This window comes from Jiangella endophytica, assembly GCF_003427025.1.
GTDB classification, from domain to species: Bacteria; Actinomycetota; Actinomycetes; order Jiangellales; family Jiangellaceae; genus Jiangella; species Jiangella endophytica.
Window position 1 is genome coordinate 118,050 of record NZ_QVAI01000005.1, and the last position, 22,065, is coordinate 140,114.

The window sequence follows — 22,065 nt, forward strand, 5'->3', positions numbered from 1 at the left end:
GCGTGAGCAGGATTAATGTGCACTGATGCATTCGATCGACCCGAGTGCTTGCGCATGCACGGCCGGGCGCTGTACGTTGTGCGTGGACGCAATGTCGAGGACAGGGAGCGAGTGTGGCCAGGCAGCCGGACCCCGCAGTCACGTTCAGCCAGTGGCTGGCCGTGCAGATGCGCGCCTTCGGCTACGAGAGTGATCTGGCCCTGGCGAGCGAGCTCGAGGTGAACGGGTCCACGGTTGGCCGCTGGCGGCACGGCAAGGCCACGCCCGACGTCGCTCAGCTGCGCAAGCTGGCTGACCTCTTCCGGACCCCGCTGCCGCGCCTGTTGGTGCTCGCCGGCCACATGACGTCCGAGGAACTGGGCGGCGCTGAGCCGCCAGAGGTCGAGCAGGTCGTCGATCCGACCGTCGAGCTGATCAGCCGTGCGACGATCGCGCCGGAGATGCGCCGCGTGCTGCTACAGGAGTGGCACCGACAGCTGCACCGCAGCCGCGCACAGATGAAGCAGCTTGTGAACGTCGCCGAGGGACGCCTCGATGTCGACTGGTACGACCCTGAGCACGAGCACGACGAATTCATCACAGTCCTGATGGCCGCGGCGCGGGAGTTCGGACGCCTGCGCCAGGCCGACACGCATGGGGGAGGCAATGCGTAAGCTCGACAGCACCTACCGTATCCGGTACGAGATCGCACACAGCCTGCGAGCGGCTCTCCAGGTCTATCGTCGCAACCTGCCGCTGTGGATCGCGATCTACGTGCTGATGGGTGCACTGACATTCGCAGGAATCTTCTTCCTGGGGACCGGCTGGCAGCTCATCTACGTATTCGTCGCCGCTGTATCCACCTCGTTCCTGGCGGGGACGATCATGCACGGGGTCGTCCGGGAACGCGTGCGGCGCACGGGCTGGCGCCACGGCTTGAGTGACATGGCGTGCGGCCGCGACTTCAACCCGGCCCCCGGTGCCCGACTGCCGCGCCGATACCTGGCTGGTCCGCTCGCGATGCCGAGTGCGTCGAGGGTGTACAAGGCTGCGTACGCGTCAGCGATCCTGGACCTCCACCGCGGGAAGGAGCCCGAGGAGCTCGACGGCGACGACCTGGCGCGGGCGAACTACTACTTCGAGAACGCCGACCGCATGATGGCCGAGATCAAGGCCGAGCGTCGCCAGCGGGACGGCCAAGATGTACATCCGTAAGCTGCCGTCGGGGAAGTGGCAGGCCACCGTCCGGATGCCGAACGGGAAGAAGGTCACCTCGACCGACCCGTTGAAGAGCGTCGCCAGGAAGTGGGCCACCGAGCTGGAGGCGCAGTACAACCGCGGTGAGGTCCGGGACCCCCGAGTCGGCGAGATCCGCGTGGAGGAGTGGCACGACCGCGTCAGTGCGGCCCGCGTGCTCGATACCCCCACGAAGAAGAACGCCTCCCTCTGGCGCACGCACTGCGAGGACCGCTGGGGCACCTGGCCAATGAACGCGGTGACGCGGATGGAGGCCCAGGAGTGGGTCAACGACCTGGTGGAGACTCGCCGCGCCCGCCACAAAGGGCGCGACGTCTCGATCGACGATGACGATGTCCCTACGCTCTCGGCGGCGACGGTCCGTGACATCGTGTTCCTCATGGGCGGGCTGTACAAGGCCGCGATGAAGGAGCACCCGCCCATCGTGCTAACCAACCCGTTCGCGGACCTCGAGCTGCCGAAGCGGTCCGCCTGGGCCATCGAGTTCTACGAGCGCGACGAGGCCGGGGCCCTGTACGACGCATTCACGGATGTCGCCCACCGCACCCTGGTGGAGTTGGGCATGGACGTCGGCCTGCGGCCCGGCGAGATCTACGGTCTGCACGGGCACCGGGTGGACTGGATACGCGGCAAGATCCACGTCACGCACGTCATGACCCGCGACGGCCTTCGCGAGTACCCCAAGTCGATGATGTCCCGGCGCACCGTACCGGTCCCGCCCGGGACGCTGGAGCGCATGAGCACGCTCATGGTCGGCCGACCGCGCACCGCGCTGGTGTTCACCGCGCCGGCCGGTGGCCCCATCGACGACGGCGACTTCCGGAACCGCATCTGGTACCCGGCCGTCGAGGCGTCCGGCATCCGCCGGTTCCCGCCGCGGATCATGCGGCACACGGCCGCCAGTTGGCTCGTGCAGGACGGTGTGCCGCTGTACGACGTGCAGGCGTTGCTGGGCCACGAGGACTACGCCACGACGCAGCGGTACGCCCATCTGCAGCCGGATGCCCACAGCCGCGTGGCGGAGTCCTGGGCGCGCCGTTCTGGCGCTCCTGGCGCACGTGGGGCGCACGAGCAGCAGGAAGGCGGCTCCCGATGAACCGGAAACCGCCTCTGACCTGCGTCGGGGTGACAGGATTTGAACCTGCGACCTCTTCGTCCCGAACGAAGCGCGCTACCAAGCTGCGCCACACCCCGAAGTGCTGAGTCAGCATATCCGAGCCGGGCGCAGGATCGAAATCCGGTTCAGCACTCGGTCAGGCCGGCAGGAGGTCAGCGCTCGCCGGTCAGTGTCAGCAGGGTCGCCTCGGGTGGGCAGGCGAACCGGACCCGCGCGTACGGCGACGTGCCGAGGCCGGCCGACACGTGCATCCAGGCCGCTCCGGCCCCGCCGACTCGGGGATGCCGGGAGACGCCCTTGACGCGGGCGGTGTCGAGGTCACAGTTGGTGACCAGCGCGCCGTAGCCGGGCACGCACAGCTGGCCACCATGGGTGTGACCGGCGAGCAGCAGCTGGTACCCGTCGCGGTGGAAGGCGTCGAGGACGCGCTGGTAGGGCGCGTGCGCCACGCCGACCGTGAGGTCCGCCGCGGAGGCCGGCCCGGCGACGTCGTCGAGGCGGTCGCGGCCCAGGTGCGGGTCGTCGACACCGGCGAAGGCGAGCCGGCGGCCGTCGATGGTCAACGAACCGCGGGTGTTGGTGAGGTCCAGCCAGCCGGCGGAGCGGAACTCGTCGCGCAGTTCCTTCCACGGCAGGTCGACGGCGGAGGCGTGGGTGCGGGCGTTCTGCTCGCGGATGCGTTCCAGCGGCAGCAGGTACCGGGCCGGGTTCTTCGGCTGCGGCCCGAAGTAGTCGTTGGAGCCGAAGACGAACGCCCCGGGCAGGTCCAGCAGCGGCCCGAGAGCGTCGAGCACCGTCGGGACGGCCTCCGGATGAGCGAGGTTGTCGCCGGTGTTGACGACGAGGTCCGGCTCCAGCGCCGCGAGCTTGCGCACCCAGGCCGCCCGGCCGCGGTGACCGGGCGTGAGATGCAGGTCGGACAGGTGCAGCACGCGCAACGGCCGGCTGCCCGGGGCCAGCACCGGGACGTCGAAACGGCGCAGCCGGTAGGCCCGCACCTCATAGCCGGCCGAGTAGACGAGCCCGGCGGCGGCCGTCGCCGCCAGCGCGAGCGCCACCCGATTCACGACCATGTCTCCAGAGTCCCACAGTCGGACCCCGCGAGTACTCTCCTTCACCATGACGGACGGTGTACGACTCGCCACTCCCCGCGGTCGCGCCCTGCTCGCGGCGACCGCGCTCGGGTCCGGCATGGCGTTCCTCGACAGCACGGTGGTCAACGTCGCTCTCCCGACCATCGGGCGCGAGCTCGACGCGAGCCTCGCGGCACTGCAGTGGACCGTCAACGCGTACACCCTCACGCTCGCGGCGCTGATCCTGCTGGGCGGCTCCCTGGGCGACCGTCTCGGCCGGCGGCGCGTCTACCTCATCGGTGTCGTGTGGTTCACGGCGGCGTCCGTGCTGTGCGCGCTGGCCCCGACGGTCGAGGTGCTGATCGCCGCGCGGGCGTTGCAGGGCATCGGCGGTGCGCTGCTCACACCCGGGGCGCTCGCCATCCTGCAGACCGCCATGCACCCCGACGACCGGCCGCGGGCCATCGGCGCCTGGGCCGGGCTGACCGGCGTGGCCGGCGTCATCGGCCCGCTGCTCGGCGGCTGGCTGCTGGAGTTCGACTGGCGCTGGGTGTTCGCCATCAACGTCCCGCTGGCGGCCGTGACGGTGTGGCTGATCCTCGTCAGCGCGCCGGAGAGCCGCGACGAGGAGGCCGGCGGCCGGTTCGACGTCGCGGGGGCGTCGCTCGGCGCCGTCGCGCTTGGGGCCAGCACGTACGCGCTGATCAGCTGGCCCGAGGGCGGCGCGTCCGCGCTGAACGTCGGTATGGCCGTGCTGTCCGTCGCCGCGGCGGCCGGGTTCCTCTACCGCGAGCGGGTGGCCGAGCACCCGATGGTGCCGCTGTCGCTCTTCTCCGACCGCACGTTCAGCGGCATCAACCTGATGACGTTCGCGGTCTACGCCGGGCTGTCCGGCGTCATGTTCTTCATCGTGCTGCAGCTGCAGGTGTCGCTGGGCTGGAGTCCGCTCGAGGCGGGCATCGCGACCATCCCGACGACCATCCTCATGCTGCTGTTCTCCGGCCGCTCGGCCGACCTCGCCAAGCGGTTCGGCGTCCGGCCACCGCTCGTGGCCGGCTCGTTGTGCGGCGCCGTCGGGGTCGGGCTGCTCGTGTCGGTCGGCGAGGGCGACACCTACCTGGCCGACGTCCTGCCGGGCGTCACTCTGCTCGGCATCGGCCTGACGACGCTGGTCCCGACCCTGACGGCGACGGTCATGGCGTCGGCGCCGCAGCACCTGGCCGGCGTCGCGAGCGGCGTCAACAACGGCGTCGCCCGCGCGGCCGGGCTGCTGGCCGTCGCCGCCCTGCCCACCATCGCCGGGCTGTCCGGCGCGGCGTACGAGAACCCCGACCTGCTCACCGACGCCTACCGCATCGCGATGGGCGTCTGCGCCGGCCTGCTGGCCGTCGGCGCCGTCGCGGCCCTGACGCTGCGGCCGCGCGCTCTCACCGAACCGCCGGCCACGGCGCCGGCCGCCGAGGAGCCGGCGACGGTTTCCGCCGCCGCGATCCGGACGTCGCCGGCGCCCGCACCGTGCTCGGCGCCGGGGCTGCCGCCGTCGCACGGCTGCTGAGGCAGACTAGGCGCATGGCAGCCCTCAAGGACCGACTCCGTACCGACCTCACCGCCGCCATGCGCGCGAAGGACAACGTGCGCAAGGCGACCCTCCGCATGGTGCTCGCCGCCATCGGCAACGAGGAGGTGGCCGGCTCCGCCGCCCGTGAGCTCACCGACGACGAGGTCACGGCGCTGCTGACGCGCGAGGTCAAGCGGCGGCGCGAGGCGGCCGAGGCGTTCCGCACCGGCGGCCGCACGGACAGCGCCGAGAACGAGGATGCCGAGGCCGCCGTCATCGCCGAGTACCTGCCGCAGCCGCTCACCGACGACGAACTCGACACCATCGTCACGGCCGCCATCGCCGAGTCCGGCGCTGAGTCGCCGCGCGACATGGGCAAGGTGATGAAGCTGGTGCAGCCGCAGGTCCTCGGCCGGGTCGAGGGCAGCAAGGTCGCGGCCGCCGTCAAGGCGAAGCTCGCCTGAGCATGGCGCTGATCCACCGCGCGACGCTGCGGCCCAGCAAGCTGGAGCTGCTGACCACCTGGCTGCCGGGCCGGCCGTGGGCCGCCGGCGCCGGGGAGGTCCAGGCAGCCGGCGCCTACCGGTACGACGACCCCGCCGGCGAGGTCGGCCTCGAGGCGCACCTGCTGCGGGCCGACAGCGGCGCGGTGCTGCACGTGCCGCTGACCTACCGCGGCGCCCCGGTCGCCGGCGCCGAGCACGCGCTCGTCGGCACCATGGAGCACTCCGTCCTCGGCACCCGCTGGGTCTACGACGGCTGCGCCGACCCGGTCTGGGTGGCGGCGCTGGCCCGGGCCGTCCTGGCCGGCGCCCCGCAGGCCGAGGAACTGGTCGACGTCGACGGCGAACTGGTCCCGCGCGAGCCGTCGGCCCGGGTCATCAGCAGCGGCCGAGGGGCCGGCCCCGACCTGCCCCAGGACACCGCGCTCACCATGCACGACGACGGCCCGACGACCATCGTGCGGGCCCGCGACCTCGAGCTGGTCGTCGTCCGGGTCGTCGGCGCCGAGGTGGTCGGCGACCACGTGCTGACCGGTACCTGGTCCACCGGCGGCCCCGCCACCCTGGCCGTCGTGCGTTCGGCGGCTCCTCCGGCCTGACCCCACGTCCCGCGCGGTGTCATCATCCGGCGGGGGTGATGCCGGCGGCCCGGGCGGCCGGGAGGATCCGGTGGATCCGCCGATGTCCGTGGAAGGCGAACCGATGGCAGTCGTGCTCCCGGCCTTCACCCCGCTCGAGGACAGCCTGTTCCTGACGTTGTACGCCAGGGCCCTCGACTACCGCCGCCGGCACCCGATCCTCGGCGACGCCATGGCGGACCGGCTCGTCCGCGAACTCGACTACGACTACGACCAGCTGCGCATCGACACCAACCTCGTGCTCAACGTCGCTCTGCGGGCCAAAAAACTGGACCAGGTGGCCGCGCGGTTCCTGGCCCGCCACCCCGACGCCGTCGGGGTGGATCTGGGTGCCGGGCTGGACACTCGAGCGTTCCGGCTGGCGCCACCGCCCACCGCCGACTGGTACGACGTCGATCTCCCGGCGGTCAGCACGACCCGGGACGAGGTGCTGGAGGAGCGGGCGAACGCGCACGTGATCGCGGCCGACGTGCGGGACCCGGACTGGCTCGACTCCGTCCCCGGCGACCGGCCGGCCGTCATCGTCGCCGACGGCATGATGGCGTTCCTCAGCGAGGACGAGCTGGTCGCGCTATGGAACCGGCTCGTCGATCATTTTCCCAGCGGTGAGATCGCCTTCAACAGCTACACCCGCTTCGCCATCTGGATCGCGCGGCACGCCCGCGGCACCAAGTCCGTCGCCGACCTCGTCAAGTTCCCCGGCATGGACGACCCACGCGCACCCGAGCAATGGAACCCGAAGCTGCAGCTGATCCGGGAGATCCTGCTCAGCCGCGAACCGGAGGTCGCCGAGTTCCCGCCGGCCTGGCGCCGCTACCACCGGGTGGCATCACACAGCACCGCCTGGTCCCGGACCGGAACGATCGTCCTGCACTACCGCTTCTGAGCTCCGTACGGACGGGCTGCTCACGCCGTCAGGCGGTGGTGAGCTCCGCGGCCAGCAGCTCGGCGATCTGCGCGGTGTTGAGCGCCGCGCCCTTGCGGAGGTTGTCGCCGCAGACGAACAGCTCCAGCGAGTGGGGGTCGTCCAGCGAGCGGCGGATGCGGCCGACCCACGTCGGGTCGGTGCCGACCACGTCGGCCGGGGTCGGGAACTCGCCGCGGGCGGGGTCGTCGTAGAGCACGACGCCGGGGGCGTCGCGCAGAATCTCCCAGGCCCGCTCGGTGGTGACCTCGTTCTCGAACGTGGCGTGCATGGTCACCGAGTGGGTGGTGACGACCGGCACCCGGACGCAGGTGGCGGACACCTTGAGACCGGGGAGGTCGAGGATCTTCCGCGACTCGTTGCGGATCTTCAGCTCCTCGGAGCTCCAGCCGTCGTTCTTCAGCGAACCGGCCCACGGGACGACGTTCAGCGCGAGCGGCGCGGGGAACGGCCCGAGGTCGGAGCCGACCACCCGGCGGACGTCGCCCGGGTGGGTGCCCAGCTCGCGGTTGCCGGCGACCTTGTTGAGCTGGTCGTGCAGGGTGTCGATGCCGGCCTGACCAGCGCCGGACGCCGCCTGGTACGACGACGCGTGCAGCGCGGTGAGCCCCAGCTGGGCGTGCAGCGCGCCGAGCACCACGATCATCGACAGCGTCGTGCAGTTGGGGTTGGCGATGATGCCGCGCGGCCGGTTGCGGGCCATGCGCGCGTTGACCTCGGGCACCACCAGCGGGACGTCGGGGTCCATGCGGAACGTGCCGGAGTTGTCGACCACGATGGCGCCACGCTCGGCGGCGACCGGCGCCCACTCGGCGGACACCTCATCGGGAACGTCGAACATGGCGACGTCGACGCCGTCGAAGACGTCGGCGGTCAACTCCTGGACCTCGACCTCCTCGCCGCGGACGGTGAGCCGGCGGCCGGCGGAGCGGGCCGACGCGATGAGCCGGATCTCGCCCCAGACGTTCTGCCGGGTCGAGAGGATGTCGCGCATGACGGTGCCGACGGCGCCGGTGGCGCCGACGACGGCGAGAGTGGGACGGTTGTCGCTCATCGGCCGGTCCCCCCGTACACGACCGCCTCGACCTGATCGGCGTCGAGGTCGAAGGCCCGGTGGATGGCGGTGACCGCAGCGTCGATGTCGTCGGCGCGGACCACGACCGAGATGCGGATCTCGGACGTCGAGATCATCTCGATGTTCACCCCGGCGTCGGCCAGCGAGCTGAAGAACTTCGCGCTGACCCCTGGGTGACTGCGCATGCCGGCGCCGATGAGCGACACCTTGCCGATGCCGTCGTCGTAGCGCAGCGACTCGAAGCCGACCGTGCCCTGGATGGCCGTCAGCGCCTCGACGCCCTTGCGCCCGTCGCTGGCCGGCAACGTGAACGAGATGTCGGTGCGGTTGGTGTCGACGGCCGAGACATTCTGCACGATCATGTCGATGTTGACGTCGGCCGCGGCGACCGAACTGAAGATCGTGGCGGCCTCGCCGACCTTGTCGGGGACGCCCACGACGGTGATCTTCGCCTCGCTGCTGTCGTGCGCGACGCCGGAGATGATCGGCTGCTCCATGTCGGCCTGCTCACTTCCCTGGGAATCGGACACCCACGTGCCGGTGAGCGTCGAGAAACTGGACCGCACGTGAATCGGGATGCCGTAGCGGCGCGCGTACTCGACGCAACGCAGGTGCAGGATCTTCGACCCGCACGCGGCCATCTCGAGCATCTCCTCGTAGGAGATGTGCGGAATGCGGCGCGCGACCGGGACGATGCGAGGGTCGGCGGTGAAGACGCCGTCGACGTCGGTGTAGATCTCGCACACGTCGGCGTTCAACGCCGCCGCCAGCGCCACGGCCGTGGTGTCCGAGCCGCCACGGCCGAGCGTCGTGATGTCCTTGCTGTCCTGGCTGACGCCCTGGAAGCCGGCCACGATGGCGATGGCACCGCCGTCGAGCGCCTGGCGGATGCGTCCAGGCGTGACGTCGATGATGCGGGCGCGGCCGTGCACGGAGTCGGTGATGACGCCGGCCTGGCTGCCGGTGAACGACCGGGCCTCGTGGCCGAGGTCGCCGATGGCCATGGCCAGCAACGCCATGGACATGCGCTCACCGGACGTGAGCAGCATGTCGAGTTCGCGGGCCGGCGGCAGCGGCGAGACCTGCTGGGCCAGATCGAGCAGCTCATCAGTGGTGTCGCCCATGGCGGAGACGACCACGACAACCTCGTGGCCCTCCTTCTTGGTGGCGACGATGCGTTGCGCCACCCGCTTGATGGCCGCGGCGTCAGCGACGGAGGAACCCCCGTACTTCTGCACAACCAGCCCCACGGCACACTCCTCCCACAGCCATCAGTGCCCCTGGCAGTCTAGGCGACCTGCTGACTGTGCCCCGAGACGTCCGGATCGCGGGACAGGATGTTCGGAGTTCGGCCTACAGTTCGGCCTCGACGGGCAGCAGCGCCTCCTGCGCCACCTCGATGCGTTCGTCGTGGTGATCGAGGCGGGTGTGGGCGATCAGGGAGTGCAGCGCACGCAGTGCCGAACCCGCCGTCGAGCCCCACGAGGACAGGTAGGAGAACTGCCACCACCACAGCGCCTCGATGACCCGGCCGTCCTTGTAGTGCGACAGCCCGTGCAGCAGGTCCTGGGCGATGCTGGCGAGGTCGTCGGAGAGCCGGAACCCGGTGGCGCCGCGCTCGGGGTCGACAGGATCGACGACCTCGACGTAGCCGTCGACGGGCTCCAGCAGGGCGGCGATGCGCATGCGCAGCTCGTCGACGTCGGCGTCGGGGCCGGCGTCGGGCTCGAACCGCTCGTCGGGCACGACGTCGCTGATGGCGCCGAGCCGCCCGCCGGCCAGGCTCAGCTGGCTGACCTCGAGGAGCAGCAGCGACAGCGTGCTGCCGGGGTCGGCGCCACGGGCGATCTCGCGGACGGCCAGCAGGAAGCTCTCGATCTGGTCGGCGATCTCCGCGGCGAAGTCGCCGTACTCGGTGGCAGGGTCGTCGGCAGGTCGTGTCACAGTGCTAGACATCCAGCAGTCTCCGTCCTTCGAATGCGCGGCCCAAGGTGACCTCGTCGGCGTACTCGAGATCACCGCCCACAGGCAGTCCACTGGCCAGCCGCGTGACGCGCAACCCCATCGGCTTGATCATCCGGGCCAGATAGGTCGCCGTCGCCTCGCCTTCGAGGTTCGGGTCGGTGGCCAGGATGATCTCCTGCACGGTGTCGTCGGCCAGTCTGGTCATCAGCTCACGCACGCGCAGATCGTCGGGACCGACGCCCTCGATGGGGCTGATGGCGCCGCCCAGCACGTGATAGCGGCCGCGGAACTCGCGAGTGCGCTCGATGGCGACGACGTCCTTCGGCTCCTCGACGACGCAGAGCACGGTGGGGTCGCGGCGAGGGTCGAGGCAGATGCGGCACTGCTCCTGCTGCGCGACGTTGCCGCACACCGTGCAGAACCGCACCTTCTCCTTGACCTCGGTGAGCGCGGCGACCAGCCGGCGCACGTCGTCGGCGTCGGCCGCGAGCAGGTGGAACGCGATGCGCTGGGCGCTCTTCGGCCCGACGCCGGGTAACCGCCCCAGCTCGTCGATCAGGTCTTGGACGACGCCTTCGTACATGACGGCCTCGGCTCAGCTGCCCTGGCCGGACGGGCGCTCGTCGCCCTCGATCTCGCCCCGGATGGTGTCCTGGGCGCCGCCGGGTGCACCGGGTGCGCCGGGCGCACCGGGTGCGCCGCCGCCGAACAGGCCGGCCAGCGGGTTGCCCGCGCCGCCGGCGCCGCCGAGCAGGCCCGCGACGTCGGCGTTGATCGAGCCCAGCTGCTCGTTGGCGCGGCGCTGGATCTCGGCGTGCGCGTCGCGGACCGCGGCGATGATGAGATCGGCCAGCGTCTCGACGTCGTCGGGATCGACGACGGAGGGGTCCAGCTGCAGGTCGGTGAGCTCGCCGGCGCCCGTGACGGTGGCCCGGACCAGCCCGCCGCCGGCGCTGCCGGTGGCCTCGGCCTCGGTGATGTCCTGCTGGGCGGAGAGGAGCTGCTCCTGCATGCGCTGGGCCTGTTGCAGCAGCTGGCTCATGTCGAAGCCTTCGGAATCAGGCGGAAACACGGCTGCCTCCTCACCCACGCGGGGTCTTGTCTTGGCACATGGTCACAGCGAGCCTACGTCACCGACCCGGCCCGATCTGACCAGGTGCGTTGACGAAGTGATCACTCGTGCTCGATCTCCGCGATGACGGTGGCGCCGAGCGTCCGTTCGAGCAGCTCGCGCTCGGACACGCCGTCGTCGGCCAGATCGGCGTCGCCGTCGGGATCGGCGTCGTCGTCGGTGGCCCGGCGAGCTCGAGCGGCATCGTCCCCGGTGGTCGCGGCGCCTGCCGCGGCACCGGCCGTCGCGCCGCCGCTCTGCTCCTTGACCAGGCGGGCGGCCTGCTTGGCCGCGGCCGCACGGCCGGACGGCGGCGCGTCGGGAGCGGCGTCGCCCGGGCCGCGGGGGTCGCCGGCGGGCGGCGTGGGCTGTGGTTGCGGCTGCGGTTCGGCCGACGGCGCAGGCCGGGCCGGGGCTGCGGGCGCGGACGGCGCGGCGGCGGCGCGGTTCTGGGCCGACGGGTCGGCGGACGGGTCGACGATGGCGTCGACGCGAAGGTCGAGCAGCAGGACCTCCTTGATGGCCTGCTGCAGGCACTCCTGGAAGTCCGCACGGCGGGCGAAGGTGTCGCGCAGCGTGGGCTGCCGGAACGCGAGGGTCAGCACACCGTCGGACACGTCGGAGACGACGGACTCCTGGGAGATCAGGCTCCACGGGGTGCGCTTGATCTCCTTGAGCCGGACCAGCACCTCGGGCCACATGCGGCGCAGGTCGGCGACGCCGCCCGACGCTCCGGCGGCCGGGATCGGCTGCGGCGCCGGCGTCGGTGCCGCAGCGGGCGGCGGCGTGCCAGCCTGCGGAGGCCGGGCCGCTTGGGCGGGCTGGGGCGCCTGAGCGGGCGGCTGCTCGGCCAGCGGGGTCTGGGTGGGAGCTGCCGCCGCCTCGTGGGCCCGCGGCGCGGACGGCAGGTCGGGCTCGGCCACGGCCGCCGGCTCGTCGGCCGGCGACCAGTCGGGTGCACCAGGCTCGTCGGCGGGCGCCTCGAACGTGGGCGCCGGCCGGCTGACGGGCTCGGACGGCAGCGGCGCGACGTCGGCGGACTCAGCGGCAGGTGGCGGACTCGGCGCCGGCTCGGCTGGGGCTGCTGCCGCGTCGGGAACCGGGGGTGCGGGGGCGGACGCCGTCGGTGCCGGCTCGGCCGGCGGCGGCGCGGCGACCGGAGCCGTTGCCTCGGGCGAGGCCGCGGCAGGCGGCGCGGCGACCGGAGCCGTTGCCTCGGGCGTCGCGGGCGGGGCCGTGGCCGGCGGCGACGTGGGCGGGGCCGTGGCCGGCGGCGACGTGGGCGCGGAGTCGGCGGACGGGTTCACCCGCGCGAACGCGGCCGCCCGCTTGGACACGCCCGGCGGAGCCTCGGCGACCGGCGCCGGGGGCTCGGCCGGCGCGGCAGTGACCGGTGCTGCGGCGGACGGGAGCGGCTCGCCGCCGGTGAGCCGGCGCTCGACGCGATCGAGGCGAGCCTGGACGCCGGAGACGGTGTCGTCGGCGCCGGGCAGCAGCAGCCGCGCACACACCAGCTCGAGCTGCAGCCGCGTCGGCGTGGCGCCCTTCATGGCGGTGATGCCCTCGTCGACGACGGCGGCCAGCCGGACGAGGTCGGACGGGCCGAACCGAGTGGCCTGCATGGCCATGCGTTCGGCCTGCTCGGGCGGGAGGTCCAGCAGCCCCTCGGCGACGGCGTCGGGCGCCGCCCGCAGGACGATGAGGTCGCGGAAGCGCTCCAGCAGGTCGGTGAGGAACCGCCGAGGGTCGTGCCCGGCGTCCATGACCTGGTCGACCGCGGCGTAGACCGATCGGCCGTCGGCCGCGGAGATGGCCTCGACGACCTGGTCGAGCATGGCGGCGTCGGTGAACCCGAGCAGCGCCACCGCGAGGTCGTACGTGACGCCGTCGTCGCCCGCACCGGCGATGAGCTGGCCGAGGATCGACTGCGCGTCGCGCGCGGACCCGGCGCCGGCCCGGGCGACCAGCGCCAGCGCGGCCGGCTCGATGGGCACGCCCTCCTGCTCGCAGATCCAGCCGAGGTTCTGCTGCAGCGTCTTCGTGGGGATGAGCCGGAACGGGTAGTGGTGCGTACGCGACCGGATGGTGCCGATGATCTTGTCGGGCGCCGTGGTGGCGAAGATGAACTTGAGGTGAGCCGGCGGCTCCTCGATCAGCTTGAGCAGCGCGTTCGCCGCGCCCGGGCCCAGCTGGTGCGCCTCGTCGATGATGTAGATCTTGAACCGCGACGACACGGGCGCGAAGTGGGCCTTCTCGCGCAGGTCGCGGGCGTCGTCGACCAGGCCGTGCGTGGCGGCGTCGAGCTCGACGACGTCGATGTTGCCGGACCCGTTCGGCGCGAGGTCGAGGCACGACTGGCACTGCCCGCACGGCTCGTCGGTGGGGCCCTTCTCGCAGTTCAGCGACCGCGCCAGAATGCGCGCCGACGACGTCTTGCCGCACCCGCGCGGGCCGGAGAAGAGGTAGGCGTGGTGGACGCGGTCGTTGGCCAGCGCCCGCATCAGCGGGACGGTGACATGCTCCTGCCCCACCACGTCAGCGAACCGGCCTGGCCGATAGGTGCGATACAGAGCTAGCGACGACACCTTGCGAACCCTAGTCGTCCCCGCCGACAGATTCCCATCGAGGACGCAAAGGACCCCTCGCGCACCCGGTAGAGCCCACTTACCCTTGCTGCCTTCCGGCCCTGGGGGAGTTAGGCGGGGTGCCGCCACGCGAGGGGTCGGCTGCCAGTGTACGTGCTCGGCGGCTCGGCATCACATCGCGCCGCCGATTTCAGGCGGAGCGCCCACGTCCGATAACCTCTCCGACGGAGGATTCGCCTAGTGGCCTAGGGCGCACGCTTGGAAAGCGTGTTGGGAGCAATCCCTCAGGGGTTCGAATCCCCTATCCTCCGCCACGCTCACCAGGGCAGACGCACCGACCGGCCTCAAGCGAGGTCGGGCCGGTGGGGCCGTTCGTCTCAGTTCTCGTCTCATTTGCCTTCGCCGTCGGCCTTCTCGTCGTCGCCCTGGTCCGCCCACAGCAGCCCGTCCACCTGCGCCGCGACCGCTCGTCGGATCGGGTCGGTGACGTGCTGGTATCGGGCCGCCATCGCTGTCGACGACCATCCCATGATGGACATGACGGTGCGTTCCGGCACGCCGAGGATCAGCAGCACGGTCGACGCCGTATGCCGGGCATCGTGCAGCCGGCCGTCACGAACGCCGGCGGACTTCAGCAGCCGCTTCCACTCGTGACAGTCGGTCGCCGGGGCGAGCGCTCTCCCGTTGGGCTTGGCGAACACCCAGCCCTCGTCCTTCCAGTCATCCCCGGCGGCGATCCGCTCGGCGTCCTGCTCCTTCCGGTGAGTTTCGAGCAGCGTGACGAGCTGGGTCGGTAGTCCGACGACGCGGCGGCCGGCGCGTGACTTCGTGTCCTTCGTGTCGGCGTTGACCTGGATGCGCTGCGGGCAGTCGCCAGCCTTCTGCCGTCCGCACGTCTCGCCGCAGCCGTGGGCGAACTTCGGCCGCAGCCGGCTACGGCGGACGCGCAAGGTCCCGGTCTCCAGGTCGAGATGCGACCACTTCAACCCCAGCGCCTCACCCTGTCGAAGACCCAACGCCAGCGCGACCGCCCACCGGGCACTGTTCCGGCGCTCGCCGGCCACCTTCAGCAGCCGCTTGACCTCGTCGATGTCGTACGGCTCGACCTCGATCTCCTGGACGTTCGGAGCCTTCGCCTGGGTGGCCGGGTTCGAGGTCAGGTACTTGCGTCGCACGGCTTCGTTCAGCGCGGCCCGGATGGTCCGATGCACGTGGTGCGCCGTTCCCGCGCTGCGACCCTTCTCCTTCTGCATGGTCGCGTACAGCTTCTCCAGGTGCTCGGGCTGCAGGCGTTCGAGGCGGTGCTTCCCGACACCGGGCACCAGGTGAACCCTGATGTCCCGGCGATACCCGTCGTGCGTGTACTCGCTGATCGCGGGCGGAGCGGCGATGTTCTCGATCCAATGGGTTAGCCACCTCTCGACGGTCCACCGTTGGCCGGCCTTGCGTACGGCTCCGGCGTCGCGGTCGCGTTCGAGCTTGCGCACCGCGGCGATGACCTCGGCTTCGGTCTTGCGTTGCACGTGTCGGCGGTCCGGGGAGCCGTCGTCCTTGATGCCAACGGTGACGCGGCCGTGCCAGTCGCCGTCCTTACCGAGATAGATGCTCGACGCGCCGTTGGGTCTGCGGGTGGCCATCACGCCACCTGTCCCGCAGCTTCGGCACGGCTCAGCTGGTCCGCGACGTACTCGCGCAGGCACTCCAGCGGCACGCGGCGGAGGTAGCCGATCTTGATGGAGCGGACCGCTCCGTCCATGACCAGCGCGTACATCGTGGTCCGGCCGATGCGCAGATAGCGTGCGGCTTCCTCGATGGTCAGGACGTCACCGGCTGATCGGATTTCGATCAGTGTCTCGTCGTGGTTCATACGGGCTGTTCCTTCCGTTACGCCGCCGGGGCAGCGGCAGGCCTTGCAGTTGCCGAAAGACTGAGCGCCTGGGGTCCGGCGCGGGTCCTGGCGTCCTTGTACTGGGTTCGCCAGCGGTGTTTCTGTGCGATGGCGTGGGCGATGAGCCGGGCGTAGGCCGGGGCGTCGAGGTCGCCCGGCTTGGTCGTGGTCCAGACGAAGCGGGGCAGGCCGTCTGGCCGGGCTTCGGTTGCCGAAAGCTCGTCGTGGTCATCCATCTCGATCCCGGCCTCGGCCAGGACCGCGCGGACGACGGCGGCGCGGTCCGCGCGATGGTCGTCAAGAGTCTTGCCCGTCCACCGCCGGCTGACGAGGACGCGGCGGCCACCGAGGCCGAGATGGTCGCGGTCGTGCGCCTTCGACCCGCAGCGGCCCGGCTCCATGCCGCCCTTCGCGTCCTTGGGCTGGACGCCGTAGCGCAGCCAGTTCGCGCACGTGGGTGAGCACGGCAGCCACCGGACCTCTTCTGCGATCCGGTCGATGTGCGCCCTGCGCGCGGCTGACACGGGTGCCTCGCCGTCGGAGTCGTCGTGGAGCGGGTCAGTGATCGACTTCGTGAGGTACTTCGTCAGGTAGCCGACGACCCGGTCCGCCAGCGGGGTTCCTGCGATGACGCCCTGAATGTCGACCTGCGACCCCGCCCGGATCACGTGCGCCGGCCTCACGTCCGGGTCGTCGTCCAGGGCATCCAGCGCCTCATCCCACGACGGCAGCACCACACCAGTGAGCGGATCGGCATAGGCCCGCGCCAGCTCGTCCCACACCGGCAACGTCTCGGGGTCGGTGTAGACGGGTTCGTCGAGCTGCGGCCACCACACCTGGTGATACGTCGCCGCGACCACCTGACGCAGCAGCTTGCGCGGGATGGCACCGCGGATCGCGGCGTGCAGGTGCGGCGCGAGGCGGCGTTGGGGTTCGACGGTGGCGAAGTACTGCACCGAGTACCCGGTAGCGCGGCGGAGGTTCTGCCAGAACCGGTCCACGAGCTTCGGGAAGTGCATCGCATCCAGCGCGGCCCGCCGATGGTCATATGCGCGCGGGTCGACCGGCACCCCCTCGCCCGTGACGCGGCCGTACGACGGCAGGGTCAGCGTCACGAACATCGACGGCCGATAGGTCTTCCCGTCCGCCGAGGTGAACACCCGCCCGGTGGTGCGGTCCGACACCGCCAGCCGCGGGAGATCAGGCGCGTCCTGCCGCCGCCGAGTCGACCGCACCCGACGCCCCGTCTCGTCGTCGTCCTGGTCGACGTCGTCGCCCTCTGCGCCGTCGGGGTCGGGTTCTGGCTTGGGTGGGTCCTCGGTGAGGTGCCAGCCCTCGCGGCACTGCTGAATCCGCAGCCGGCGGGCAGCGTCCGCGCACGAGGGGCACACCTTCGCCCGCGTGGCCCCGCACGGGATGACGACGGTGCGGACGGTGCCGGTGAGGGTGTCGGTGACGCGTTGCAGGATCGGCCGCACGCACACCCGCTCACCGGCCGCGAGCTCGCGCATCGTCGCGTCATTAGGCAGGGCCGTCACGTCGTCGCCTCCTCGTCCGCGGGCGTCTTGTCGGCGGGCTGCTGCGGGCCGGCGAGGTCGGCCAGGTCGCGGCGTAGCTCCGCAGTGCGGGTGGCGATCTGTTGGGCGGTGTGCTCGTCGACGTAGGGGAACCGGACCCGTTCGAGCTGCCCGCCGGCGTCGGCGACGACCGCGACACCGGGCATGCCGACCGGGATGTCCACCGGCGACACCGCCGACCCGCGCACGATGGGTCCGAGGATCGCCTCGGCCGCGTCATCGGACAGCACCCGCCAAGCGGTCCGCACGCTGGCGTTGTCGCGGATCGCGGTCGGGATCGCATCCGACGTGGGTTTCTGCGTCAGCAGGCGCGTGATGATGCCCGCGGAGCGGCCCTTCTTCACCAGCGCCGACAACCGGGCCGTGATCGTGGCCGCCACGGTCTTGGTGTCCTTGTCCATGCCTTTGGAGTCGGTGAACGTCTGGACCTCGTCGACCACGAGGAAGATCACCGGATGCTGCGGGTCGAGGGGCAGGTTCCAGAAGTTCGCCTGCCCCCGAGTCGTCTTCTGCGTCTTCAAACGTGCGCGCATGAGCTGGTGCACGGACTCGACCAGCTCGAGGACGACGTTCAGGTCTTCGTCTTCGTTGGTGTAGGCGGCGGCGCGTGGGGTGATCCAGGATCAGTCCTCGCCGCCCTTGCCGTCGATGACGACGTATTGCACGGCTGGGTTCTGGATCAGCCCGCACGCCAGGCCTGTTTCTCCGGCCGTCTTCCCGGAGCCGGGGACTCCACCGCCGACCTCGGCGGCGATATTCGCGTAATCGCGAGTCCGCCACTCGCCGTCTTCACCGACGGCGAACCGCACCGCCCGGAGGTCCGTCACCGGTTCGACGTCGCCCAGCACGACGCCGTCAGCGAGCACGTCACGCTCCACCAAGGTCAGGTCGACGAGGCCGGGACCGGTGGAGGTGACCCGGACGGCGGGCGCGTTGAGCGCGTGGGCGAGTTCGGCGGCCTGGCGTTCGAAGTCGCCCGGTTCCTGCCCGGTGAGCAGCCACACGTGCAGGACGTCACCGACCGCGCTCTCCGACACCCGCACGAGCCGGGGTGTCGCGTACTCGCCGGGGCGACCGGGGATCGGGCGGTGCAGGCGGCAGGACTGCATCACCTCGGCCCAGCGGAGGCCGTAGGTCGTGCGCAGCCGGTGCCGCGCCAGCAGCCAGCCCACGTACCGCCAGTACGACCAGGGGTGCACCCAGCGCCACACCATCGCCAGCAGCGGCGGACCGACGACCAGGACGACGAAGCCGGCCCAGCCATAGGCAGCGAAGACGAACACGGCGAGGGCTGCGGCGGCCAGGGCTCGTTTGAACCGCCACGCGAGCTGGAGCAGCCACACGCCCGTCACGACTTTGAGGAGCCACATCATCGCGTCCACCTCCCAGCCGGCCTCTGAACGCCCCGATCAGGCGTCGTCCGCTTCGTTGGTTGCACCGGGGTCACCTCAGAGGTGCGGGAGGTCGTCAGCGCCAGGTGGCGGGCGTGCGCGGTGGCGTGGCAGCCGGCGCACAGCCGTTCGCCCGTGGCGGGGTAGAACCACCCCTCAGCCACGGTCACCAGGCGCGGGCAGCGCGAGCAATCCACTAGAACCGTGATCACGACGTCGCCTTCGTGCGCCGCCGCGCAGTTGTGCGCGAGGGCCGGCGAGACGGCTTCACGCAGCCCGTGCACGGCGTCTCAGGCTCGGGAGCCAGATGACGCCCACAGACCACGCAGCGGAACAGGTACGCCGTCGCAGTGACGTCATGCGGGAGCACACCGAACAGGACCGGGTCGCCGTTCATGCCCGCTCACCACACCGATCCACGTCGGCGGTCTGCTCCTCGAACGTGCGGTCCAGGTCGGCGTCGACGGACGCGACGACCCACGGGGCGACGATCAGCAGCGCGACCGCCACGAGCGCGTAGACGGCGAGCGGGAGTCGCCACGAGGTAGGTTGGGACACACCAATCCCCTCCATTCGGGGGTGTTGATTGGGGCCACCGGGGACGGGCGGTTGTCTAGGCCTTGACCCGTCCCCGGTGGGGACTCATCGCGAGAACGCGGCCACTCCTTCACCGTTGACCGCGTCACTCACCGCGGCCAGCCGCACCACCAGCGCGTCATCCGACGCCGCCGGGTACAGCCACGCCGGCAGCTGGGCGTGCACGACCGCCAGCCAGTCCGCGAGCACAGCCGCGCCGCGCTGATCGAACGACACATCCATCGGCGACCACGCCACCCGGCCACCAAGCGTGGCCACCAGGCGAACGAGGTTCTTCTCCCCACTCGACATCACGCCGTACGCCTGCACCTCACGCGACGCCTGCGGACCGCGTTCCTGCCACTCCCAGAACGCCGCGTCGTCGTCCGGCGGCGGGAAGCGGTCTTCGTACTCCGCCCACGCCGCCGAGTGCGCCAGATGCCCGTTCACGGCCCCAGCGACGGTGTCCGGCCAGTCCGGATGCACGTCGATGCGCCCGGCGATCCGCTCGACCAGCTGCCGCACCCACGGATGCCGCCCGGCCAGCCAGTCCGCCGCCCGATACACATCCGACGGCGCCTGCACTGTCGCGGCCGCCATCAGCCGACCTTCTTCTCGCCGGTCGCCTTCGCCGGCTCCTGCGCCGACCCCTCGGACCGCCCAGCCGAACGCGGAACCTCACCGCTGCCGGGAGCCTTGACCCCGGTCGCGCGGTACTCGTACCCGAGGAACTTGAACTCGCCCTGACCCATCACCTTCGGCGACGCCGTCAACCCGACCAGCTCCACCGGGCGCATCCCCGGCAAGACCTCATCCGGCAACGGCGCCGGCTGCACCTCCGCCATGAAGATCACCTCGAAGCTGGCGCGCTTCGCCTTCTGCTCATCCGGGTCAGTCACCGTCGCCCGCCACTGCCGCAGCCCCGTCACCTCGTCCATGAGCTGCCGCTGCTCCTTGCCCCGCGCCCTCTCTTCCTGCGACTGGTACTCCAGATCCGGTTCGATCTCACCGACCAACACCAGACCCCGCGGAAACGCCTCACCGAACTCCACCGGGAACCGGTGCCCTCGCTGTAGTGCCATGCCCTGCTCCTTGCTTCCTCTGGGCGGTCACGACCACCCTTGACCGATAGGGGTACCTCTATAGAACATCTCGTCATCGCAAGTGTCAATAGAGGTAGCTCTATAACCCGCCTGCCGCGCAGACGATGAGTAGAGGTACCGTTATCGGCTGGAGGTGACGCCATGGCCACCGGCTACCGCGAGCTGGCAGACATGCTCCGAGCGGCGATCTTGCAGGGTGACTATCCCGAGGGCTCCACGCTGCCCAAGCAGGACGAACTAGCCGCCGAGCACGACGTCAACGTGAAGACGGTCCGTAACGCCGTCTCACTACTGGCTGCGGAAGGACTGGTGACGCCCGTCCGCCGCCGCGGCACCGTCGTTCGCATCCGGCCTCCGATGCAGCGCCTCGGCGCGGAGCGGTACGCCAAGAGCAAGTGGAAGTTCGGCAACCTCGTCGCCTTCGCCGCCGACCGTGAGGCGTCGGGCCGGCCGTGGAAGTGGACCGATCAGACACAGACGGTCCGGCAGGTCCCCGCCGACCAAGAGACCGCGACCGCACTGTCTGTGCCGGTCGGGTCGACGGTCTACGAGCGCGCCCGGCTCGTGAAGGACGACGGAACACCCACACACACGCTCGCCAGCTACTACCGCCCCGAAGACGTCGAGGGAACACCCATCGTCGACCCCACACCCGGACCCGCCGGCCGGGGAGGTGGGTTCGCCGTGCTGACCTTGCAGGGCCTGGAACCGCACGAGATCGCCGAGACCTTCTATGCACGCATGCCGACGCCGGACGAACGCGAGACGCTGGAGCTGCCGGCCGGCGAGCCGGTCATGATCCTTCAGCGGCACACCACCACCGAGAGTGGCAAGGTGGTCGAGTTCGCCCGCGGCGTGCACTCGGCGTCGCGGTTCTCCTGGAGCTACACGTTCAAGGTCCCCGACTGAGTGGGTAGCTGACGACCATGAGCGCTGACCGACCTGGACTGCCCGATGACGTCCTGGCGGACGCGCAGATCCTCTGGGACTACCACCAGCTGCACCACGAGTTGCGCCCCACGGACGTCGGCATCGGTCTCGGCAGCCACGACCCCGGTGTCGCGGACCACACGGCCGATCTCTACCACCGCGGCATGTTCCCGCTAGTCGTGTTCACCGGCGCCAACGCACCCACAACCGTCGGACTCTTTCCTGACGGCGAAGCCGTCCACTACGCGCGACGAGCCACCGAACTCGGCGTGCCCGCCGACGCCATCCTCATCGAGCCACGCGCGACCAACACGGCCGAGAACCTCACCTTCGCTAGGCAGCTCCTCGACGAGCAGGGCATCACGCCTCAATCCGTCACGCTCATCACCCGGCCTTACCAACAGCGCCGCGCCTACGCCACCTGCCGCAAGCAATGGCCAGACGTCGACGTTATCTGTTCATCCCGGCTGCAGAGCTTCCGCGACTACCTCCACGCCATCGCCGACGACGACCGCGTCATCAACATGCTGGTGGGCGATACGCAGCGCATCAGGCTCTACGCCGAGCGTGGATTCTCGATCTCGCAGCCGGTGCCAAGGCAGGTCCAGGACGCCTACAACAGGCTCGTCCACAGGGGCTATAGCTCCCGTCTTTCGCGTTAGACAGTCGCAACTGGCCGCCACTCCTACACCAGCCGCCTATGCGGCTCATCGATCCGGCATTCGTCCAAGCTCGCCCGTTGGGAAGACGTCGTCGCATCACTCACACAGTCCTCTGACTCGCCCACAGCCACGCGCACTATGCAATGCCCACA

Annotated in this window: 24 protein-coding genes, 2 tRNA genes and 1 other RNA gene; 10 read left to right on the forward strand and 17 right to left on the reverse strand. The window is 70.8% G+C overall.

Annotated features, from left to right (window positions below; all coding sequences use genetic code 11):
* Window positions 1-113 precede the first annotated feature (113 nt).
* Genes DZA62_RS12365 through DZA62_RS12375 form a run of 3 tightly spaced genes read left to right on the forward strand, consistent with a single transcriptional unit; the run spans window position 114 to window position 2,332 of the window.
* Window positions 114-653, forward strand: coding sequence for a helix-turn-helix domain-containing protein (locus tag DZA62_RS12365; protein WP_116949214.1), 540 nt, complete (start codon window positions 114-116; stop codon window positions 651-653).
* Window positions 646-1,194, forward strand: a complete 549-nt coding sequence (locus DZA62_RS12370) for a hypothetical protein (RefSeq protein ID WP_157987626.1) — start codon at window positions 646-648, stop codon at window positions 1,192-1,194. The genes DZA62_RS12365 and DZA62_RS12370 overlap by 8 nt, the downstream gene beginning before the upstream one ends.
* Window positions 1,181-2,332: a tyrosine-type recombinase/integrase gene (locus DZA62_RS12375; RefSeq protein WP_116949216.1), complete on the forward strand. Its 1,152-nt coding sequence runs from the start codon at window positions 1,181-1,183 to the stop codon at window positions 2,330-2,332. The genes DZA62_RS12370 and DZA62_RS12375 overlap by 14 nt, the downstream gene beginning before the upstream one ends.
* Window positions 2,333-2,356: 24 nt before the next feature.
* On the opposite strand, the gene DZA62_RS12380 is transcribed toward DZA62_RS12375, so the two are convergent.
* Window positions 2,357-2,430: transfer RNA gene (locus tag DZA62_RS12380), tRNA-Pro, on the reverse strand.
* A gap of 75 nt (window positions 2,431-2,505) precedes the next feature.
* Entirely contained in the window at window positions 2,506-3,426 is a 921-nt protein-coding gene (locus tag DZA62_RS12385) for a metallophosphoesterase (protein WP_116949217.1), read from the reverse strand.
* Between the two features lie 46 nt (window positions 3,427-3,472).
* On the opposite strand from DZA62_RS12385, the gene DZA62_RS12390 reads away from it, so the two are divergent.
* The 4 genes from DZA62_RS12390 to DZA62_RS12405 all read left to right on the forward strand — a co-directional run bounded on the left by DZA62_RS12390 (window position 3,473) and on the right by DZA62_RS12405 (window position 7,011).
* Window positions 3,473-4,981: an MFS transporter gene (locus DZA62_RS12390; protein ID WP_198663686.1), complete on the forward strand. Its 1,509-nt coding sequence runs from the start codon at window positions 3,473-3,475 to the stop codon at window positions 4,979-4,981.
* Between the two features lie 14 nt (window positions 4,982-4,995).
* Entirely contained in the window at window positions 4,996-5,448 is a 453-nt protein-coding gene (locus DZA62_RS12395) for a GatB/YqeY domain-containing protein (protein ID WP_116949487.1), read from the forward strand.
* A gap of 2 nt (window positions 5,449-5,450) precedes the next feature.
* Window positions 5,451-6,086 (forward strand): CG0192-related protein, encoded by a 636-nt coding sequence (locus DZA62_RS12400; RefSeq protein WP_116949219.1) that lies wholly within the window; start codon window positions 5,451-5,453, stop codon window positions 6,084-6,086.
* Window positions 6,087-6,189: 103 nt separating this feature from the next.
* Window positions 6,190-7,011, forward strand: a complete 822-nt coding sequence (locus DZA62_RS12405) for a class I SAM-dependent methyltransferase (protein WP_116949488.1) — start codon at window positions 6,190-6,192, stop codon at window positions 7,009-7,011.
* 28 nt (window positions 7,012-7,039) lie between these two features.
* Here DZA62_RS12405 and DZA62_RS12410 read toward each other — a convergent pair whose 3' ends face one another.
* The 7 genes from DZA62_RS12410 to ffs all read right to left on the reverse strand — a co-directional run bounded on the left by DZA62_RS12410 (window position 7,040) and on the right by ffs (window position 13,928).
* On the reverse strand, window positions 7,040-8,104 hold the full coding sequence (locus tag DZA62_RS12410; protein ID WP_116949220.1) for an aspartate-semialdehyde dehydrogenase: 1,065 nt from the start codon (window positions 8,102-8,104) through the stop codon (window positions 7,040-7,042).
* Complete coding sequence (locus DZA62_RS12415) at window positions 8,101-9,375, reverse strand: aspartate kinase (RefSeq protein WP_116949221.1); 1,275 nt, start codon at window positions 9,373-9,375, stop codon at window positions 8,101-8,103. Before DZA62_RS12415 ends, DZA62_RS12410 begins: the two co-directional genes overlap by 4 nt.
* Before the next feature lie 103 nt (window positions 9,376-9,478).
* Entirely contained in the window at window positions 9,479-10,081 is a 603-nt protein-coding gene (locus tag DZA62_RS12420) for a DUF5063 domain-containing protein (RefSeq protein WP_116949222.1), read from the reverse strand.
* Window positions 10,074-10,673 carry a recombination mediator RecR gene (gene recR / locus DZA62_RS12425; protein WP_116949223.1) on the reverse strand — a complete coding sequence of 200 codons (600 nt, stop codon included), beginning with the start codon at window positions 10,671-10,673 and terminating at the stop codon, window positions 10,074-10,076. Before recR ends, DZA62_RS12420 begins: the two co-directional genes overlap by 8 nt.
* A gap of 12 nt (window positions 10,674-10,685) precedes the next feature.
* A complete protein-coding gene (locus tag DZA62_RS12430; protein ID WP_116949224.1) occupies window positions 10,686-11,132 on the reverse strand; it encodes a YbaB/EbfC family nucleoid-associated protein in 447 nt (148 codons plus the stop codon).
* A gap of 131 nt (window positions 11,133-11,263) precedes the next feature.
* Window positions 11,264-13,786: a DNA polymerase III subunit gamma and tau gene (locus DZA62_RS12435; RefSeq protein WP_116949225.1), complete on the reverse strand. Its 2,523-nt coding sequence runs from the start codon at window positions 13,784-13,786 to the stop codon at window positions 11,264-11,266.
* Between the two features lie 45 nt (window positions 13,787-13,831).
* Window positions 13,832-13,928: signal recognition particle sRNA small type (gene ffs, locus DZA62_RS12440), an RNA gene on the reverse strand.
* A gap of 84 nt (window positions 13,929-14,012) precedes the next feature.
* Here ffs and DZA62_RS12445 point away from each other — a divergent pair.
* Window positions 14,013-14,100 (forward strand) — tRNA-Ser (locus tag DZA62_RS12445).
* Between the two features lie 75 nt (window positions 14,101-14,175).
* Here DZA62_RS12445 and DZA62_RS12450 read toward each other — a convergent pair.
* The 8 genes from DZA62_RS12450 to DZA62_RS12480 form a co-directional block, all read right to left on the reverse strand.
* Complete coding sequence (locus DZA62_RS12450) at window positions 14,176-15,423, reverse strand: tyrosine-type recombinase/integrase (protein ID WP_116949226.1); 1,248 nt, start codon at window positions 15,421-15,423, stop codon at window positions 14,176-14,178.
* Window positions 15,423-15,653, reverse strand: coding sequence for a helix-turn-helix domain-containing protein (locus tag DZA62_RS12455; RefSeq protein ID WP_116949227.1), 231 nt, complete (start codon window positions 15,651-15,653; stop codon window positions 15,423-15,425). Before DZA62_RS12455 ends, DZA62_RS12450 begins: the two co-directional genes overlap by 1 nt.
* 17 nt (window positions 15,654-15,670) lie before the next feature.
* Entirely contained in the window at window positions 15,671-17,212 is a 1,542-nt protein-coding gene (locus tag DZA62_RS12460; protein ID WP_198663687.1) for a replication initiator, read from the reverse strand.
* Window positions 17,209-17,784, reverse strand: coding sequence for a hypothetical protein (locus DZA62_RS12465; RefSeq protein ID WP_157987627.1), 576 nt, complete (start codon window positions 17,782-17,784; stop codon window positions 17,209-17,211). The genes DZA62_RS12460 and DZA62_RS12465 overlap by 4 nt, the downstream gene beginning before the upstream one ends.
* Window positions 17,785-17,874: 90 nt before the next feature.
* A complete protein-coding gene (locus DZA62_RS12470) occupies window positions 17,875-18,624 on the reverse strand; it encodes a hypothetical protein (protein WP_157987628.1) in 750 nt (249 codons plus the stop codon).
* A 411-nt stretch (window positions 18,625-19,035) separates the two neighbouring features.
* Window positions 19,036-19,200, reverse strand: a complete 165-nt coding sequence (locus tag DZA62_RS35685) for a hypothetical protein (RefSeq protein WP_157987629.1) — start codon at window positions 19,198-19,200, stop codon at window positions 19,036-19,038.
* 84 nt (window positions 19,201-19,284) lie between these two features.
* Window positions 19,285-19,818 carry a hypothetical protein gene (locus tag DZA62_RS12475; RefSeq protein ID WP_116949230.1) on the reverse strand — a complete coding sequence of 178 codons (534 nt, stop codon included), beginning with the start codon at window positions 19,816-19,818 and terminating at the stop codon, window positions 19,285-19,287.
* Window positions 19,818-20,300 (reverse strand): hypothetical protein, encoded by a 483-nt coding sequence (locus tag DZA62_RS12480; RefSeq protein ID WP_116949231.1) that lies wholly within the window; start codon window positions 20,298-20,300, stop codon window positions 19,818-19,820. Before DZA62_RS12480 ends, DZA62_RS12475 begins: the two co-directional genes overlap by 1 nt.
* A 162-nt stretch (window positions 20,301-20,462) precedes the next feature.
* Here DZA62_RS12480 and DZA62_RS12485 point away from each other — a divergent pair, with 162 nt between their 5' ends.
* Together DZA62_RS12485 and DZA62_RS12490 are read left to right on the forward strand one after the other, a co-directional pair.
* Complete coding sequence (locus DZA62_RS12485) at window positions 20,463-21,230, forward strand: GntR family transcriptional regulator (protein ID WP_116949232.1); 768 nt, start codon at window positions 20,463-20,465, stop codon at window positions 21,228-21,230.
* A 17-nt stretch (window positions 21,231-21,247) separates the two neighbouring features.
* The gene (locus DZA62_RS12490; RefSeq protein WP_116949233.1) at window positions 21,248-21,913 is read left to right on the forward strand and encodes a YdcF family protein; all 666 of its coding nucleotides are present in this window, start codon (window positions 21,248-21,250) and stop codon (window positions 21,911-21,913) included.
* Window positions 21,914-22,065 lie beyond the last annotated feature (152 nt).